Here is a 16660-nt window from a genome sequence, read left to right on the forward strand (position 1 = left end):
CACCTTCTTCACTTCCCCGGAAGCTTGAGGTGGGAGTCTTACTGCCCGTTTAGATGGGATAAAAAGGTAAAGGGACAACGATTGCATTACATACTCGATTCCGTATTTGAACTTTAACTTCCATCCCAGTAGAAGAATATTGGGAATCAAGTAAAGCCATGCCGATACTTTTTTTAAGAGTAGGAGAATGTGTTCCAGAAGTTACATAACCAATTATTGAATTGTCTATCAACACGTTACACCCGTGCCGTGGAATGCCCTTCTCTATCATTTCAATTCCAACTATCTTCCTTTGGGGTCCTTGCATCTTTTGTTCTGTTAAAGTTTTCCTTCCAATAAAATCGACACCTTTATCTAGCTTCACTACAAAATTCAAATTTGCTTCCATAGGGGTTATTTCTTTTGATAGCTCCTGACCATAAAGAGGTAATCCTGCCTCTAATCGAAGCGTATCTCTTGCTCCTAGACCTATTGGTTGTATCCCTTCTTCCATACCAAGTTGTAAAAGCTTTTTCCAAAGGTTTCTTCCCTCTTGTGGGTGAATATAAATTTCAAATCCGTCTTCCCCTGTATAACCCGTTCTGGAAATCATTGCTGGTGTTCCCATTCCTAAAAAGTCAATTCCATGCTTACATTCAAAGAAACGTAATTCCTGAAGGTTCGTTTTGGTTAATTTTTGTAAAATCCGTTCAGCGTTTGGCCCCTGTAAAGCTAATTGAACATAATGATGTGTAACAATTTCAATTTGAACCTGCTGAAAATCATATTTATTATTTTGATTCAGCCATTTATAATCTTTTATTGTGTTAGCCGCATTAACGACTAATACATATTCAAAATCTGCTACCATGTAGATAATAAGGTCGTCAACCGTTCCACCATTCTCATAACACATAACCGTATACTGAGCCTTTGATTGTGTTAACTTAGATAGATCATTCGTTGTCATCTGTTGTAAAAATTCTAAACTCTTGGGACCTGATATTTTTATTTTTCCCATATGAGAAACATCAAATAGTCCCGCTCGTAATCTAGTTGCTTCATGTTCATCGTTTATAGTCGAAAAACGAACAGGTAATTCCCATCCTTCAAAATCAATTGTCCTAGCTCCATTCTGTTTATATTCTGGGTATATGACCGTTTGTTTTAGCTTCTCGATTTAATCTCACTCCCTCATTAAAAATGTTCACTATACCAAAAAAGACAGAAATTCCTTAAAAAAGAATATCTGTCCTTTTTACAACACTTCTTGTTACCAGAATACCTTCATTCTTCGCTATCATGTCCTCATATTAAAAATATTATTGGTTATACTAAAATATATGTAAAAACGATTTTTATATTACTTCTTACAATTACTTTGAAAACTAAAATTATAAATTCATTAAATAAAAGGAGTATTTTATGGATTCTATTCAAGTTAATAAAGATACAACATTTATAACCGAATTAGAATCAATTTTGGAAAATGACGGACCATATTCTAGTTGGGAACTTTTTTCTATGGCGTACCATGCTGAGTTAACTACTATTACTCCCGAATTTAAAGGGTTAAGAGCTTTTGAATATCTACCTCATGTCAAGTTTTTAGATCATCAAGTTGAAGCAGCAGAACAAGTAATTGAAACAATGAATGGAAGAGCGATATTAGCAGATGAAGTAGGTCTCGGAAAAACGATTGAAGCTGGACTTATTTTAAAAGAATACATGATTCGTGGATTAGTAAAAAATGCACTTATTTTAGTTCCTGCTTCTTTGGTAAGTCAATGGGTCAAAGAGCTCAATGAAAAATTTTATATTCCAGCTGTAGCACATCGAAAGAATTACAGTTGGGACCAAAATATTATCATATCCTCACTTGATACAGCAAAACGTTCTCCCCATAGGGAAAAGATTTTAGATATTGATTATGATTTTATTCTAATCGATGAGGCGCATAAACTTAAAAACCATAAAACAAAAAACTATGAATTTGTTCGATCGTTAAAAAAGAAATATTGTCTACTATTGACAGCAACCCCAGTTCAAAATCAATTAATAGAAATTTTTAACTTAATTTCGATTTTAAAACCTGGTCATTTAGGCAATTATGAATCCTTTTTGGAAAACTATGGTAAAGATCGGAATAAAATCAAACAGGATGCTTATTTGAAACAACTCATACAAAAAGTAATGATTCGTAATACAAGACAAAATACAACGCTAAGTAGCACGAAAAGAAATATTCAAACCGTTTGGATTGATTTTAAGCAAGAAGAAAAGGAAGTATATAGCGAACTGGAATCAGCCTTTGCTGGGTTTTCAAGTTTCTCGAAGATTACTTTTCTACGAGAAATTTGCTCATCTCGAGAAGCTTGTTATCTTTCCTTGAAAAAATTGAATGAAACAAATCCAAACCCCTTCATCGAACAAGTTAATTCGAAAATTGAAAAACTTCCACATCATTCAAAAGCAGAAAAATTAGTGGAACTAATCAAACAGTTCGGTGATGAAAAGGTTATTGTTTTTACAGAATATCGTGCTAGCCAAATATATCTTCAATGGATTTTGAAGCAGCATGGAATTACATCAGTTCCTTTCCGAGGTGGATTTAAACGCGGAAAAAAAGATTGGATGAAACAATTATTCCAAGATCATGCACAAGTTCTAATTGCAACGGAAGCTGGCGGAGAAGGAATTAATTTGCAATTTTGTAATCACTTAATTAATTATGATTTACCTTGGAATCCGATGCGCCTGGAACAACGAATCGGCCGTATCCATCGTTATGGGCAAGAAAAAGATGTGCAAATTTATAATTTTGCTACGAAAGGTACGATTGAAGAACATATTATGACTTTACTATATGAGAAAATTAATTTATTTGAACAAGTAATCGGAAATCTTGATGCCATTTTAGAGGAACTAAATATTTCAAATATGGAATCAGAAATAGAGTCTATCTATAATGAATCGTCAACTATTGGTGAAGTAAAAATTAAATTGGATAACCTAACAAGTATCATTAAAAGCTCAATGGAACAATCACAAGAGGGGCAAAATTATGGCTATCACTAATTTAAATCAATTTTTAGAAGATTATTTTGTGTCACATCGATGCCAAATACTAGAAAACAAAGATGGGATTCTAAAAATCCAATTAACAGAAGAAATGGATCAAGCGTTAATGAATCGCCCTTTTTATTGGCATTATATAAAAAAAATCGGACAGCAAGGGCAGCCTATGGACCTTACCTTAATCACAAACCCGAATAAGAAGAACGAAAAAGGGGAATGGATTCACTTTGGAAGTCCCAGATTACAACAAATTATTAATCACCTTAAAGAAAAGGAAAAATATACAAAGCTTTTTCAAAAAGTAGTGTCAAACCAAAACACCCCCCTATTCCCTTGGTTAGTAGTAAATTTAAAAATGAGTTATAAGGGAAAGCAGAAAAAAGATGAAATGATTTCTATTGGTTTACAACTCGTAAACGGAAATATGCGATTAGAGATGATGGACCATCTACAGAAATTACCTTTACAAATGGCTATTTCTGATTATTGTTATACCATATCACCAATAATTAAATTACAAAGTGGATTTAAACGAATTGAATCGGTAATATCCTCCTATATCGAAAATCAAACACATGAATGGGCTCTAGAGTCATTACAAGAATTAGAAGAAGAAATCAAAACGGTACAACACTTTTATGAAGGTAGGACAGAGGAATTAGAACAAATGGAAAAGGAGATAGAAGAAATTAAAGAGAGATATCATCCAGTAATTTCCCAAGAAGTTATTAACGGCGGAATATTTTATTTAACGGAATAGGTATTAGAAAAATTCCCTTATACAGTGAGCTATCGGGAAAAGGCAGAACAGCTATATGTCATGCTATTCTGCCTTTTTTCTTAACGATTTAATTGCAAATGGCAACACACCAAACCAATGATTGGAAAAGTTGGAATTAGTATTTTTACGGTCTAATTTACGCTTTTGTCTTTCTTCGGCTGGTAAATCCAAATAAGAAACAACTTGCTCTGTCACAAATTTAATATAATCATTTCCTTTCAAAACTTCACCTCCATATCCTTAGATTTAACTAATCGGTGAAAACCTATTCAAAAAGTTTTTGAAATATTTATTAAAAAAAAGAAGGAATTTGAAAAATAATGTCGAATAGGACTATTAGCAATTAAATAAAAGGAGATGAAATAAATTTGAGTTCTGCTATAACACTTTCAAGAAACATATTAACAGCGGCAATTGAACAACATGCATCTGATATTCATTTTTACCCGTTTAATACGGAAACCGATATTTTTTTCCGGATTAATGGTAAAAGAGTCTTCTATAAAAAGATTTCCACGAATCATTATCAACTACTTCTTACCTATTATAAATTTAGCTCCGGAATGGATATTGGTGAAACACGAAAACCACAAAACGGAACAATCCAACATCACGATACTTCCATGATATACTCCCTTCGATTTTCAACACTCCCTACCAACCAATTAGAAAGCTTAGCTGTTCGAGTACTCCCACAAAAACAAACACATAGCCTTAACGAACTTTTCTTATTTCCTAGTCAGTACAAACAAATAAAAAAATGGGTAAAGCGTCGATCAGGCATAATCCTGATTACCGGGCCGACTGGAAGTGGGAAGACCACAACCTTATATTCTTTAGTTCATTCCCTTCTTCAGGAAGATTCCTATCAAACCATATCATTAGAAGATCCCATCGAAAAAGAAATGCAAGATATTATCCAAGTCCAAATCAATGAAAAAGCGGGTATTACTTATCAAACAGGGCTAAAAGCTGCACTTAGGCATGACCCAGATATTCTCATGGTTGGTGAAATCCGTGACGAATATACGGCAAAATTTGCTTTTGAAGCTGCTTTAACTGGTCATCTCGTAATGAGCACATTACATGCGAAGAATTCAATCGGTACTATTCATCGTTTAAGGGATTTAGACATTAAGGAGATTGACTTACAACACACTCTTATTGCAGTGGCTTCTATCCAATTAGTTCCAATACAAATAAATAAAAAAGTCATGAGACGTGCTGCAATTCTAGAAATTTTAGATGGAGAAATACTCGATTATGTGCTAAAAGGAGGTGATGTAAAAAAGATTAAAAACTATCATTCATTTCAACACTTAAGAAAGAAGGCGTACGCATATGGATTTATCTCTAAAGAAACTTTATTTGAATTACAGGTTGAGACCGAATAATGAACTACAACTTAGATTTCTAAAACGATTGTCACGCTTATTAAAAAATGGTTATCCAATCTTAACTGCATTAGAAAAGATAAAATGGGACAGTCATCTCTCTACTTATGCAACTAAAATCATTGATTCCCTTAAAAACGGGGAAACCATTGATCAAGCTTTCGAAAATGTCCATTTCCATCCGACCATAACATCATATTTATTTTTTGTAAGAGCAAATAATGATCTAGAAGGTAACTTAGAAAAAGCAATACAAATGTTTCAGCAACGTATAACGCATACAAAAAAGTTTAAACAAATTATTCGGTATCCATTAATTTTAATCTTTATCTTTTCTACATTGCTATTCTTTATTAAAGAATCTGTATTACCAACCTTTGTTGAAATTTTTGATAGTAACTACCATTCCAATTCATCTATCCATTATACAGTCACGTTAATCGATTTTGTCACAACCTTCATCATCATTTCTATTTTAGTGTTCAGTTTCTGTTTTATTTTATGGTATTTTATTCAACAAAAACTAAGTATACAAAAACAACTAAAAATTTATTTAAAAATCCCATTGTATAGATACTACTTAAAGATACAAACCTCCTATTTTTTTGCTTCTCATTTCTCTTCCCTTCTTAAAACCGGCATGTCTTTTAAAGAAATTCTACAACATATGGCGAACCAACCAAAACTCCCTATCATTTCTTACTATTCCACATTATTAACCAATGAATTAAGTCAAGGAATTCATTTAAGTTTTGTTTTGTCTCAATTGCACTTATTAGACAAACACTTGATTTCTATCTTTCAACAAGATACAGATATGGAAGCATTAGAAATGGATCTTTCTGTGTATGCCGAGCTATTAATGGAAGATATAGAAGCAAAGACATTAAAAATTTTAACATGGGTACAACCTATCTTTTTAATCATTATTGGAGGGCTTATTATCTTTATTTATATCTCATTAATGTGGCCAATGTTTCAATTAATTAAAACGGTTTAAGGAGTGGTTTCAAATGTTTAATAATAATCGTGGATTTACACTAGTAGAAATGCTAATTGTTTTGTTGATAATTTCTGTGTTGATCATTCTTATCGTTCCCAATTTAGGTGGAAGAAGTGCAGAAGTAAATGAAAAAGGATGTGACGCTTTAAAATCATTAGTACAAGGACAAGTAGATGCGTACTATCTAGAGAATAATGATTATCCGACTAGTATTAATGATTTAAAAAGTAAAGGGTATATAACGAATGATCAAACCAAATGTCCAAACGGAAAAAGTCTAGTATTAGATGGAAATAATAATGTTAAAATCGGTAATTGATCAAAAGACTAAAAAGAATGGTTTTACTTTAATCGAGCTTCTTTTTGTGTTAGCAATAGTTTCCATAATGGTTCTAATTAGCCCAATCATCAAGGTACCTAGCTTAAAAAATATTCAAGATCAACAATTTTTAACGGTTCTTGAATCAGATGTTTTATATTTACAAAATCTTTCAACCACTACGGAAGATTTTGTTCGTATTACCTTTTTTAAAGATCATTATAACTTAAGAAAAGGTGAAGAAGTTATATTGAATCGATATTATCCTGAAGGGGTTACTATCGATACTAGGGAAAATAATAATATTATTTTTAAAACATCAGGAACGATTGTGAACAGAAAAATAATAGTAATAAGAACAAATCAATCAACTTATCATTTAGTCTTTCCACTAGGAAAAGGGAGAATGAATATTGTCGAAAATTAACGGATTTACATTAATTGAAATTTTAATCGCAACAGGAATTTTTATGATTTTAGTAATGGTATTTGTGCCAATCATTACACAAATTAAAAAAGAAGAAACAGTTCTAAGTGATCGACGGTCGATTGCATACGAATTACATGATGAATTACAGCCCTTTATTTGGAACAATAAATCGTTACCAAACACTTTTTCAAAACGAAATTATAATGGAAGAATAGTCCAATACACTTTCACAGAAGAAAATAAGTTCATTAAAGGATGTGCACAATGGGAAAATGCAAGAAAAACAAATGAAACGTTTTGTTTGGAAGGACTGGCTAAAAAGTGAAAAAGGATTCTCATATATTTCGATGTTTTTTGCACTAGCTATAGTAAGTATGACCTTACCGATGTTCGCTTATTTACTTCAATCAACAAGTCACTTATCATCCAATCATAACGAACTATCAACACAACAGTTTTTTCAGTTCATAAGAGATGAAGTAATCTCTTCTAATGATATCAAGATAGAAGGAAATAAATTAAAACTAATTCAACATGATTCCGAAATTCTTATTGAACAATACGGTAGCCTCATCCGCAGGCAAGTTGACAGAAAAGGGCATGAAATATTGTTACAAAATATTGAGAAATTATCAATGGATTCAAATCCCTATGGAATTCGATTAAGGATAAGAAATACATTAGGAGAGACTTATGAAAAGGTTATTGTCTTTTACCAGAAACCAAAACGGGTTCATGTTACCTTACGTACTATTTGTGGTAAGTCTAGTTTTTATAATGATTACATCTAGTATTCTGCTTTATCGCAATGATCTATATCTCACTGACCATTATCTAGAACATATTCGTATCGAAACATTATTTCAAATGAGTCAAATGAAATTCAATCAAGAAATATTGTCAACAAATTCGACTATTCCCTCAACTGTTCAATATGATTTCCCTGATGGAAAGGTGATTATTCACATAACAGAAGAATCCGAAAACCTATATGATTTTGTATACATCATCACAACTAAAGAATTAGAATTTAAATACACCTTTTCTTATACTGCCAATATAGTAGATACTCAATCGTAAAGGACCTTTTTTTCTTTACTTATGTATATTTTATTACATTTTATTTAGTTTACCCATCTATAATAATATTTCAACTATAATAATAGTATATAAAAATTGTGAGGTGTTTAACATGAACCAAACACTAAAGGTAACAAGTATACTTAGTGATCCGACTCGTTACAATATTTATCAATATATGCTTAAAAAACATAAGGAAGTCAACGTTGCGGAAATTGCAGGTGAATTCGATATTCATCCAAATGTGGCCAGACTACACCTTTCGAAATTAGAAGACATTCAATTAGTAACATCCTATTCCAAAAAAACTGGAAAAGGTGGTAGACCAAATAAAGTTTATTTCTTATCAAATAAAGTTATTGAATTAAATTTTCCATACCGTGACTATAAACTCCTCTCCTCCATTCTTATCGATTCTTTAGCAGAAATGGGAGATATCGGTAGAAAAACCTTATATACGATCGGTGAAAAATATGGAAAGAATATTATGGATGGTGTTCATGCAAAAAATTTATCTACGGAACAAAAGTTGAACATTCTTGAAGAAGCCTCCACTATGATGGGACTCTATTCCAATTTCTTTTGCAACGAAGAAAAGCATACGATAAAATTTCAAGTAAATAACTGCCCTTTTGGAGAATTAGCAGCAAAAAATCAACCTTTAATTTGTGATATGCATTATGCCTTCATAAAAGGAATGTTAGAAGTATTATTTACGGAAGTTGAGTTGATAGAGGAAGAAAACATGTTCGCCCATCGTTGTGATAGTTGTTCCTATTCTGCAAATTTACTAGCAAATTATTAACAGATTCATTTACAAGATGGAAAATCTTGTTTATAATATTGTTTGATAACGTTATCTTAAAAGGGGGGAAATCGCATGGATCGTATGTTCCGTGTTCTTGCCTTTTGGACAGGTATATTCACAGTCATGTTCTATGTTGGTGATATGGTTGGAACGGCGCTATTATTCCTCGTTCAAACGGTGTTTTTCCTTACATTGGGTTATTTAAGATTGTCTGAAAGAATGTATATGTACCTATTCGGAGCGTATTGTACCGTATTTATGATTGGCTTTACGTGGTATTCCGAATTTATACTAGTACCAGGGTTCGGACACTAGAATGAGCGCCAGAAAAAATCCTACACTTTATTCGTGTAGGATTTTTATTTTTCCATTTATGTGCGTGTTCAAAAAGCCGAATAAAAAGAACTGAGGTCGGCTAAGATCGTAAAGTCTATTTTTAGTCGACCTTCCTTTAATTCGTTTCCTTCGCATGGTAGCTCGAAGCGACGATGCTTCCGGTACTGAAACATATGCAGTTAATACATGAGGAACGGACCTGTACAGGATGTGCTGACTTCTACGTTACCCACAGGACGCAGGCGGCTTTAGGAAGTTCCGCTAGCACGAACGAAAATATTTGAAATATCACTTTTACCGGACCTTTTAAACATCCTCTTTACACGCGGTATGGAACAAAAGGATTATTACTCTTCTCGAATAAAATAGAAGTTTTAGGTCCATGACCTGGATAAACAGTAAAGTCATCAGGAAGGCTATAAAATTTATTTTGAATCGATTGAATAAGTTGTGACATGTCCCCTCCTAAAAGATCAGTTCGTCCAACACCACCGTAGAATAACACGTCTCCACCGAAAACCCATTGTTCCTTTTCAAATACAAAACTTACACTTCCCGGTGAATGTCCTGGTGTATGTCTTACTTCAAAAATAAATGACGAAATAGTTAAATTCCCTTCAGATAAATAATGTTCTGGTTTTTCTGTTTTAATCTCATTTCCAACAAATTTAAATGAACCATTTAATTGAGGATCTAGTAACCAATCCCTTTCATTTTCATGTAAGTACACTTCAATGTTATAATGGTTTCTTAAATCTTCCACTGCACCAATGTGATCAAAATGTGCATGAGTTAATAGGATTGCTTTAGGTGTTGCATTTTTACTTGTTAACATCTCTATTACTTTACTTGCTTCTCCACCCGGATCAATAATAAGTGCTTCTCCCGCAGAGATGATAATGTAACAATTTGTTCCTAAAGGTCCAAGAGATAAAGTTAAAACCTCCATGATATACCTCCAAATAAATAAATTTATATATATGTAAAAACATGTATATACCTCGACAAAATCCATATATTACTATAAAATGAATATGTATATTTAATTACATAATAATATAAATGTAATTCCCAAATCAAAGGTTATCTATTAGGGAGAATTAGCAAAAGGGGGTATTTAAAAAATGTCACACATTGTATTTGGAATAATATGTCTTCTAGTTGCCTTATTAGCGGTAGTCTCAGTTGTACGCCAACTGAAATATAAAAATGCGTTCGCGCTAATCTTTTCCGCTCTTGCTGCGTTAGTATTTGGTTTCTTTTCTATCGCAACGATTATCTCCGAATTAGCCGGGTAAGAACAGAGGTGTAAGCGCCCTCTAGCGCTTCGCGGACGTGTCCTTTCCAAAGAAAAGTATAATAGGCTGAAATTTAATAACCTTCTTATTCATTGAAAAAAGCTGCTTTTTATAAAGCAGCTTTTTTCTACACGTATTTTCATAAAGAAGACCTCCATCAGTAGAGGTTTTCCTTCATCCCCACTGATGGTTAGTCGTTCATATCAGACCTTTACGGGTAGTTGATCTCCCTCCCACCTTCTTTGTTTCTGAAGCCTGAAATGGGAGTCCTACTGCCTGCTTAGGTGGGATAAAATCAGTCAAAATCATAAAATCGAAGTAGATCTCCATAAATCAAATCATCTGAATGCTGTAACTCTGTTTCAACATTATTTCTAATTTCGTTACAACTACTTACTTTTTCTATACCTTTATTCGTATCTTCTTCTATTATCTCACCCGTTTCACGATTGTAACAAGTACCTGCAGTAAAAATAAATTCATTGCTTATAAAATCACCGTTGCGTAAAGCAATGTAACTCTTCCTATTTTTAGCAAATAAGTCATTTCCGAAATAAATATCATTTTTTGTATCTATTCCAAGAAGACTTAAAATCGTTGGTTTAATATCAATTTGTCCAGACACGGTTGATATCGTTTTTCCGTTTCCATCCCCCGGAATATGGATAAGTAGTGGAACTCTTTGTAATTGAACTTGATCATACGGGGTTATTTCTTCCTTGTCTAAATACATACTCATTGCTTTATTATGGTTTGCACTTATTCCTATGTGATCCCCCATAATGACTATTATTGAATTTTCGTAGAGATCGGTAGACTCAAGCAGTGTAAAAAATTCCTCAATTGCTTCATCCATATACCTAACGGCCGGAAAATAGTTATTAAGTGTATTTGAATTAGAATGATATGGTTCAATCGAACGATCCTCTTCACCTAATTCAAAAGGAAAATGGTTTGTTAATGTAATTAATTTAGCATAAAATGGTTTATCCATGGATTGTAAATGTTTAATGGATTGCTCAAAGAATGGTTTATCTTTTAGTCCCCATCCAACTGAGTTATCCGGATTAATTTCATAAGAGTTTTCATCATAAAAATGATCAAAACCTATACTGTAGTACATTTGAAATCTATTCCAGAAGCTTCCACTATTGGCATGTAATACAGCTGAATTATAACCTTCATCTTTAATAATTTCAGGAGTAGCATGATATTCGTTAGTACTGTGTGTAAAGAATACAGCCCCTCTAGATAGAGGGTACATGGAATTTTCTACTAAGAATTCAGAATCCGAGGTTTTTCCTTGTCCTGTTTGCTCGTAAAAGTTTTCGAAATAATACGTATCTTCATCTTCTATTAAACTATTTAGAAACGGCGTAACTTCTTCTCCGTTCAGTTCATTTTTAATTACAAAAGATTGAAGAGATTCAGCATTAATCCAAATGACATTTTTCCCTTCTGCCGCTCCAAACATATTCGATTTCTCGTTTATTCGCACATTATCATCTATAAAAGACTTAATATCATTTAACTCATTACCATCAGCGAAAACCCTTTGGGATTCTGCTTTGGAATGCTGCACAATATCATAAATATGGTAGTTAAACAATCCAATGTTTTTAACCAAATATTCACGGTCAAAGCCTCGAGTAAATAATTGTGGTCTTTCCATTTCTGCAAGTAGGAAGTTTCCCGCTAATAACAGCAAGGACAAAGATAGCACAAATACTTTCCATCTTTTTTGATAAGAGACTTTAACGAACTCTTCTTTTCGTTTACTCCACACCCAAATTAGAACTGTGTCAATAAATAATAAGAAATCGTACGGTTTTATTAATGTTAAAATACTAGAACCTAAATCGGCCATATTACTTCCCATAAATAATTGCGGAATTGTTATAAAATCTGTGAATTGTCGATAGAATACAAGATTTGCGAAAACAATAAAAGACGCTATAAATCCTGTATACCGAATATATTTCATTTGTCTAGATGGTTTATTAAACCAAACAGAAATGGCAAACATTACAAATGCAGAAACAAACGGATTGATAAATAATATAAATTCCTGCATTGAATTATCGAGTTCAATATTAAACATAAATCGGTAAACAATATATGTTTTTATACCAAATAATAAACTAGCAGTTATATATAACGGTATTCTCGGTCTTTTTTCATTCAAAGATATTACCCCCTAGACCATTCCACATTAAATTCGTCATTTCAAGCAATTAGAAAAGGATAAAACTCTTTTCAAATTGAGTCCAACTTAGGTATCACCCGACCTAATAGTATGCCTAATTTTCTAATTATCGTTATATTATATGACGATAAAAATAAAAAAAGGTTTCAGTATTTTTACAATTTCTTAATATTTATATGTAACGATATGGAAGGTTGTATGTAAACAATTATTTTAGAGGTTTAATGCACTACTAGTTGAATTTTTCCTCTTCTAAACTTTGTTTAACTAAAAATGCTCCACCGAGAATACCGGCATCATTTCCAAGATGGGCTATTTTTAATTCACAAATTTGATGTAATTTCGGAATTGCATATTTTCGAAAAGCCTTGTCTATTTTTCCTAATAGGAACTCCCCTGCTTTTGAAACACCACCACCAAAAATTATCTTAGAAGGATTAATTACTGTTCCGATGTTTGCCAAAGCTTTACCTAAAACGTCACAGGTGTAATCAATTATTTCAACACATGTTTCATCGCCCGACTTGGCAAAATCGATAACATCTTTTGCAGTGATTACTCCCTGGTCTCTGTAATACTGAGCTAAATTTGAATTGGGATTGGTTAAAATGGAATCCATTCCTTGTCGTTTTATTCCTGTAGCAGAGCAAATAGTTTCCAAACATCCGTTACCACCGCAATTACAATGAACACCTTCTGGTTCAACTTTTATATGACCAATTTCTCCAGCCATCCCATTTTCTCCATTTAAAATTGAACCATTTACAATAATTCCGCCGCCGACTCCAGTGCCAAGTGTAACTGCAATCATATTTAAAGAACCTTGCCCTGCACCAATCCAATATTCCCCTAAAGCTGCAATATTTGCATCATTTTGAACAAATACAGGTAAATTAGATCTCTTTTCTAATTGCTGTTTTAAATCCATTCCTTTCCAACCAATATTAACCGCTTCCGAAACATATCCTGACTTCACATCAATAAAACCTGGAGCACCTACTCCAATTCCATATATTCCATTACTGTTATTTTTTTCAACTTTATCATGAATGGATTTCCAAATATCATCTACAATCGCACTACCATTGTTAGCGGTATTTGTTGGTATTTCCCATTTCTCTATAATCGTACCTTTTAAATTAATAAAACCTAACTTAATAGTAGTACCACCGATATCTACCCCGACCAAAATTTTCCCCATTTGTTTCTCCTTTATCTAAGTAAGTCTTGACTTCTCTTTTTTCAAAATAAGCCTTGCTTGTATATAATCTTCGTTAGAGATAAATTCCAATTTATGAAGATCTACAACTTCCATTTCCATTAGTTCTAAATCACCTATACGGTCGCCAGTGTAAATGAAAGTGTGGAATCTCTTCAATAATTGTTGGACATCAAATACTGTTTTCACTTATTAATCACCATTTTTAATTATATCAAATTTAATAAGTAATATAAAGAAGACTTCCATCAATGGGGGTTTTTCTTCATCCCCCACTGATGGTTAGTCACACTCACCTGCCGCTGATCTTTTATTAATATAATTTACATTTTCGTTATAGGATCATAATGAATAATGATAGATTTAGTTTAAATTTATTATCATTTTCTATACTTAAATGAATAGTGTATTTACAAAGATTCCCCCGTTATTTCTTCATATAATCTTATAAAATCCTTATTTTCCGGATTTCTTGTGTAAGCTTCAATAACATTCTCCTTTGCTTTCTCTTCATCACCTATTTCATAATAAAGGTATGCTAAATTATAATAGGCTTCAGGTAAGGGTTCATAACGAACACTTTTTTCAAGATCTGCGATTGCCTCATTTGTTTGGTTAAGTTTAATAAAGGCGTAAGATCTTTGAAAATAAATAATCGCTTCTGAATTTCCTTTTGCATGTAATGCATCGTTAGCAATTTTTACAACCTTTTCATATTCTTTATCCGAAAGGGATTCTTCCAGCATCATTAAATGAAACTCTTGTTTATTAAGGTTATTGTGAATCCCGAAATTAACCAAGTATAATAAACTTATTGCATAAACAAGGGCAGCAAATAATTGAATAACTATTTTTTTCTTTTTTGGAAGAAATATAATAGCAGATGCAATGAATCCAGCAACTAGCCCACCTATGTGAGCGGCCATGTCAATTTGTTGAACAACAAAGCCAAGTATAAGATTAATGGCTAGAATTAGCAGTACATTCAATCCAAATGTTTGAAAAAATATTTCCCTATAAATAAAACCGAAAAATAATAGCGCTCCAAATAATCCAAATATCGCCCCTGAGGCCCCTGCAGAAATGTTGACAGAAAATGCAAAGCTTGCAAGTCCTCCTCCAATTCCCGATAGTAAGTATATAAATAAAAATCGCCACCGCCCATACATTTTCTCTACTAATATTCCTAAATAATAAATGGCCATTACATTCATTAATAAATGAAAGAAGCCAATGTGAATGAACATCGAACTAAGTATACGCCACCATTGATTATCTTCTATCATACCGGGATTATATTTAGCGCCGTATTGTAATAAAGTATCCGTATTAGTACTCCCTCCTTTTACTTCAAGGAAAAAGAACATCAATAAATTAATGATAATGAAAACATATGTGAAAAATGGCTTTCCATAAGAAAAAACTTTTTCAACCTTTTCTTGTTTACTTTTCCGTTTATTTATTAGTTGTTCTCGATTAATATGAATTTGCTTTTCTTTCTCTGAATCCGGTAGTTTATCATTTATTTCAAAAGAATCCGTGTCAATAGAATGTTGGAGTCTTAATATTTCTTGTTCCTTATCTTCTTTATGTATGTAAAACATCTTCTGTTGTATGAAGTTTTTATCTTTTAGCTGAATTGGCTTCTTTAGATATTCCCAACTATCTATTGGATACTGAGAAGAAATATATACATTAAATAATGTCATTTTCCTACCTTTAAAGAGACGTTTCATTTTACTAACTTTTTGTAAGACGATAAAAATATCCTTTTTTAAATGATTTTTCCAATCGTACCCATTTAAAGTCAGTCTAACGATATTGGAATGTTTATTTTTATATTGTTCTAACCAAATTTCCTTTGGGTTAATATGTATTACTTCATAACCTTCTCGATTAACTAACTTGGATGCGATAGTATGCATTATGTACGAATCATTCGTGTCCATTTATTCACCTTCCTTTCCCTTATATCATAACAGTTGTATTTACGATTAGAAAACTTGGCCTTTTTTTCTGCAAAAAAAGAAGCTGCAACAAAAAGCAACTTCTTTTCCCAAACGTTTTTTTTATTATTCGCTTTCCATATCAAATATACTTGGCAAAAGTTTATAACGTAAATTTGGAATACTCATGGAGATTCGTACTGCATATTTACGTAAGAAGTTCACTTTCATAATAAAATTAAAAATTCGATATCGATTTTTATAAACATAATAGATCGCGATAAATAAAGAAACTAGCGAGGTTATTCCTTTCATATTCACACCTTCTTTTACTCATATTTTGATTAGTTTTTGAAATGAGAAGGTATTTATACATTATCATATAAAGAGGACTTGCCCGTTTCGGTGGAATAAATTAAAAATCCCCTGTCCGTATAGACAAGGGATTTTTATCCATTATTTTGTTTCACGATGTAAAGTGTGTTTTTTAAGACGTGGACAATATTTCATAAGCTCAATACGCTCAGGATTTGTACGTTTGTTTTTTGTTGTAATATAATTACGATCACCTGTTTCAGTACAAGCTAAAGTAATGTTTACGCGCATGTTTTTCCCTCCAAACTATAAAAACTAGAAAAATGAACATTTCGTTTAGACTTTAATAATAATATCAGAGTTTCTGCTTACAATCAAGAATGAAATTTAAAATGTATGTGTCAAGTTTTTCTCGGTGTGTCTTTCACACCAATATTTCCGGCACTCTATTTTTGTACACTTTTTCGG

General features: G+C 32.4%; 20 protein-coding genes. 11 read left to right on the plus strand and 9 right to left on the minus strand.

What is annotated here, in order from left to right; translation table 11 throughout:
• Nucleotides 1–49: 49 nt before the first annotated feature.
• Nucleotides 50–1159: a glycine cleavage system aminomethyltransferase GcvT gene (gcvT, locus tag ACFQ18_RS15230; RefSeq protein ID WP_047183840.1), complete on the minus strand. Its 1110-nt coding sequence runs from the start codon at nucleotides 1157–1159 to the stop codon at nucleotides 50–52.
• A 245-nt stretch (nucleotides 1160–1404) separates the two neighbouring features.
• Between gcvT and ACFQ18_RS15235 the strand changes: the two genes are divergently transcribed.
• Nucleotides 1405–3057, plus strand: coding sequence for a DEAD/DEAH box helicase (locus ACFQ18_RS15235; protein ID WP_047183839.1), 1653 nt, complete (start codon nucleotides 1405–1407; stop codon nucleotides 3055–3057).
• Nucleotides 3044–3817 (plus strand): YqhG family protein, encoded by a 774-nt coding sequence (locus tag ACFQ18_RS15240; RefSeq protein ID WP_047183838.1) that lies wholly within the window; start codon nucleotides 3044–3046, stop codon nucleotides 3815–3817. The genes ACFQ18_RS15235 and ACFQ18_RS15240 overlap by 14 nt, the downstream gene beginning before the upstream one ends.
• Nucleotides 3818–3880: 63 nt before the next feature.
• Here ACFQ18_RS15240 and ACFQ18_RS15245 read toward each other — a convergent pair whose 3' ends face one another.
• Nucleotides 3881–4060, minus strand: coding sequence for a YqzE family protein (locus ACFQ18_RS15245; RefSeq protein ID WP_047183837.1), 180 nt, complete (start codon nucleotides 4058–4060; stop codon nucleotides 3881–3883).
• Nucleotides 4061–4206: 146 nt separating this feature from the next.
• Between ACFQ18_RS15245 and comGA the strand changes: the two genes are divergently transcribed.
• The 8 genes from comGA to ACFQ18_RS15285 all read left to right on the plus strand — a co-directional run bounded on the left by comGA (nucleotide 4207) and on the right by ACFQ18_RS15285 (nucleotide 9187).
• The gene (gene comGA / locus ACFQ18_RS15250) at nucleotides 4207–5232 is read left to right on the plus strand and encodes a competence type IV pilus ATPase ComGA (RefSeq protein ID WP_047183836.1); all 1026 of its coding nucleotides are present in this window, start codon (nucleotides 4207–4209) and stop codon (nucleotides 5230–5232) included.
• The gene (gene comGB / locus ACFQ18_RS15255; protein WP_060669005.1) at nucleotides 5180–6232 is read left to right on the plus strand and encodes a competence type IV pilus assembly protein ComGB; all 1053 of its coding nucleotides are present in this window, start codon (nucleotides 5180–5182) and stop codon (nucleotides 6230–6232) included. Before comGA ends, comGB begins: the two co-directional genes overlap by 53 nt.
• A gap of 13 nt (nucleotides 6233–6245) precedes the next feature.
• Nucleotides 6246–6554, plus strand: coding sequence for a competence type IV pilus major pilin ComGC (gene comGC, locus ACFQ18_RS15260; protein WP_047183834.1), 309 nt, complete (start codon nucleotides 6246–6248; stop codon nucleotides 6552–6554).
• Entirely contained in the window at nucleotides 6535–6981 is a 447-nt protein-coding gene (comGD, locus tag ACFQ18_RS15265) for a competence type IV pilus minor pilin ComGD (RefSeq protein ID WP_047183833.1), read from the plus strand. Before comGC ends, comGD begins: the two co-directional genes overlap by 20 nt.
• On the plus strand, nucleotides 6968–7309 hold the full coding sequence (locus tag ACFQ18_RS15270; protein ID WP_047183832.1) for a type II secretion system protein: 342 nt from the start codon (nucleotides 6968–6970) through the stop codon (nucleotides 7307–7309). Before comGD ends, ACFQ18_RS15270 begins: the two co-directional genes overlap by 14 nt.
• A complete protein-coding gene (gene comGF / locus ACFQ18_RS15275; protein ID WP_157851554.1) occupies nucleotides 7272–7775 on the plus strand; it encodes a competence type IV pilus minor pilin ComGF in 504 nt (167 codons plus the stop codon). The genes ACFQ18_RS15270 and comGF overlap by 38 nt, the downstream gene beginning before the upstream one ends.
• Before the next feature lie 401 nt (nucleotides 7776–8176).
• The gene (locus tag ACFQ18_RS15280; protein ID WP_047183831.1) at nucleotides 8177–8869 is read left to right on the plus strand and encodes a helix-turn-helix transcriptional regulator; all 693 of its coding nucleotides are present in this window, start codon (nucleotides 8177–8179) and stop codon (nucleotides 8867–8869) included.
• Nucleotides 8870–8944: 75 nt separating this feature from the next.
• Nucleotides 8945–9187 carry a DUF2626 domain-containing protein gene (locus ACFQ18_RS15285; protein WP_047183830.1) on the plus strand — a complete coding sequence of 81 codons (243 nt, stop codon included), beginning with the start codon at nucleotides 8945–8947 and terminating at the stop codon, nucleotides 9185–9187.
• A gap of 340 nt (nucleotides 9188–9527) precedes the next feature.
• Here the strand turns inward: ACFQ18_RS15285 and ACFQ18_RS15290 are convergent, their stop codons facing one another.
• A complete protein-coding gene (locus tag ACFQ18_RS15290; protein WP_060669004.1) occupies nucleotides 9528–10157 on the minus strand; it encodes an MBL fold metallo-hydrolase in 630 nt (209 codons plus the stop codon).
• Nucleotides 10158–10332: 175 nt separating this feature from the next.
• Here ACFQ18_RS15290 and ACFQ18_RS15295 point away from each other — a divergent pair, with 175 nt between their 5' ends.
• On the plus strand, nucleotides 10333–10506 hold the full coding sequence (locus ACFQ18_RS15295; RefSeq protein WP_083452615.1) for a DUF2759 family protein: 174 nt from the start codon (nucleotides 10333–10335) through the stop codon (nucleotides 10504–10506).
• Between the two features lie 295 nt (nucleotides 10507–10801).
• Here the strand turns inward: ACFQ18_RS15295 and ACFQ18_RS15300 are convergent, their stop codons facing one another.
• From ACFQ18_RS15300 to rpmG, 6 genes are all read right to left on the minus strand, one after another.
• Nucleotides 10802–12691 (minus strand): LTA synthase family protein, encoded by a 1890-nt coding sequence (locus ACFQ18_RS15300; protein ID WP_379566685.1) that lies wholly within the window; start codon nucleotides 12689–12691, stop codon nucleotides 10802–10804.
• Nucleotides 12692–12944: 253 nt separating this feature from the next.
• Nucleotides 12945–13913 carry an ROK family glucokinase gene (locus ACFQ18_RS15305; RefSeq protein ID WP_204798575.1) on the minus strand — a complete coding sequence of 323 codons (969 nt, stop codon included), beginning with the start codon at nucleotides 13911–13913 and terminating at the stop codon, nucleotides 12945–12947.
• A 15-nt stretch (nucleotides 13914–13928) separates the two neighbouring features.
• Complete coding sequence (locus ACFQ18_RS15310) at nucleotides 13929–14120, minus strand: YqgQ family protein (RefSeq protein ID WP_047183826.1); 192 nt, start codon at nucleotides 14118–14120, stop codon at nucleotides 13929–13931.
• Between the two features lie 221 nt (nucleotides 14121–14341).
• Nucleotides 14342–15880, minus strand: coding sequence for a rhomboid family intramembrane serine protease (locus ACFQ18_RS15315; protein WP_204798576.1), 1539 nt, complete (start codon nucleotides 15878–15880; stop codon nucleotides 14342–14344).
• Between the two features lie 123 nt (nucleotides 15881–16003).
• A complete protein-coding gene (locus ACFQ18_RS15320) occupies nucleotides 16004–16192 on the minus strand; it encodes a hypothetical protein (RefSeq protein ID WP_047183824.1) in 189 nt (62 codons plus the stop codon).
• A 141-nt stretch (nucleotides 16193–16333) separates the two neighbouring features.
• Nucleotides 16334–16483, minus strand: coding sequence for a 50S ribosomal protein L33 (gene rpmG, locus ACFQ18_RS15325; RefSeq protein WP_026681152.1), 150 nt, complete (start codon nucleotides 16481–16483; stop codon nucleotides 16334–16336).
• Between the last annotated feature and the right edge of the window lie 177 nt (nucleotides 16484–16660).

Source organism: Oceanobacillus caeni (genome assembly GCF_042678465.1).
GTDB lineage: Bacteria > Bacillota > Bacilli > Bacillales > Amphibacillaceae > Oceanobacillus > Oceanobacillus caeni.

Coding starts and splice junctions, on each gene's coding strand:
- ACFQ18_RS15320 (WP_047183824.1), bottom strand. CDS start 16,192: ATGAAAGGAATAACCTCGCTAGTTTCTTTATTTATCGCGATCTATTAT.
- ACFQ18_RS15280 (WP_047183831.1), top strand. CDS start 8,177: ATGAACCAAACACTAAAGGTAACAAGTATACTTAGTGATCCGACTCGT.
- comGF (WP_157851554.1), top strand. CDS start 7,272: ATGAAACGTTTTGTTTGGAAGGACTGGCTAAAAAGTGAAAAAGGATTC.
- ACFQ18_RS15285 (WP_047183830.1), top strand. CDS start 8,945: ATGGATCGTATGTTCCGTGTTCTTGCCTTTTGGACAGGTATATTCACA.
- ACFQ18_RS15290 (WP_060669004.1), bottom strand. CDS start 10,157: ATGGAGGTTTTAACTTTATCTCTTGGACCTTTAGGAACAAATTGTTAC.
- ACFQ18_RS15295 (WP_083452615.1), top strand. CDS start 10,333: ATGTCACACATTGTATTTGGAATAATATGTCTTCTAGTTGCCTTATTA.
- ACFQ18_RS15240 (WP_047183838.1), top strand. CDS start 3,044: ATGGCTATCACTAATTTAAATCAATTTTTAGAAGATTATTTTGTGTCA.
- comGB (WP_060669005.1), top strand. CDS start 5,180: ATGGATTTATCTCTAAAGAAACTTTATTTGAATTACAGGTTGAGACCG.
- rpmG (WP_026681152.1), bottom strand. CDS start 16,483: ATGCGCGTAAACATTACTTTAGCTTGTACTGAAACAGGTGATCGTAAT.
- ACFQ18_RS15305 (WP_204798575.1), bottom strand. CDS start 13,913: ATGGGGAAAATTTTGGTCGGGGTAGATATCGGTGGTACTACTATTAAG.
- ACFQ18_RS15315 (WP_204798576.1), bottom strand. CDS start 15,880: ATGGACACGAATGATTCGTACATAATGCATACTATCGCATCCAAGTTA.
- comGD (WP_047183833.1), top strand. CDS start 6,535: ATGTTAAAATCGGTAATTGATCAAAAGACTAAAAAGAATGGTTTTACT.
- comGC (WP_047183834.1), top strand. CDS start 6,246: ATGTTTAATAATAATCGTGGATTTACACTAGTAGAAATGCTAATTGTT.
- ACFQ18_RS15235 (WP_047183839.1), top strand. CDS start 1,405: ATGGATTCTATTCAAGTTAATAAAGATACAACATTTATAACCGAATTA.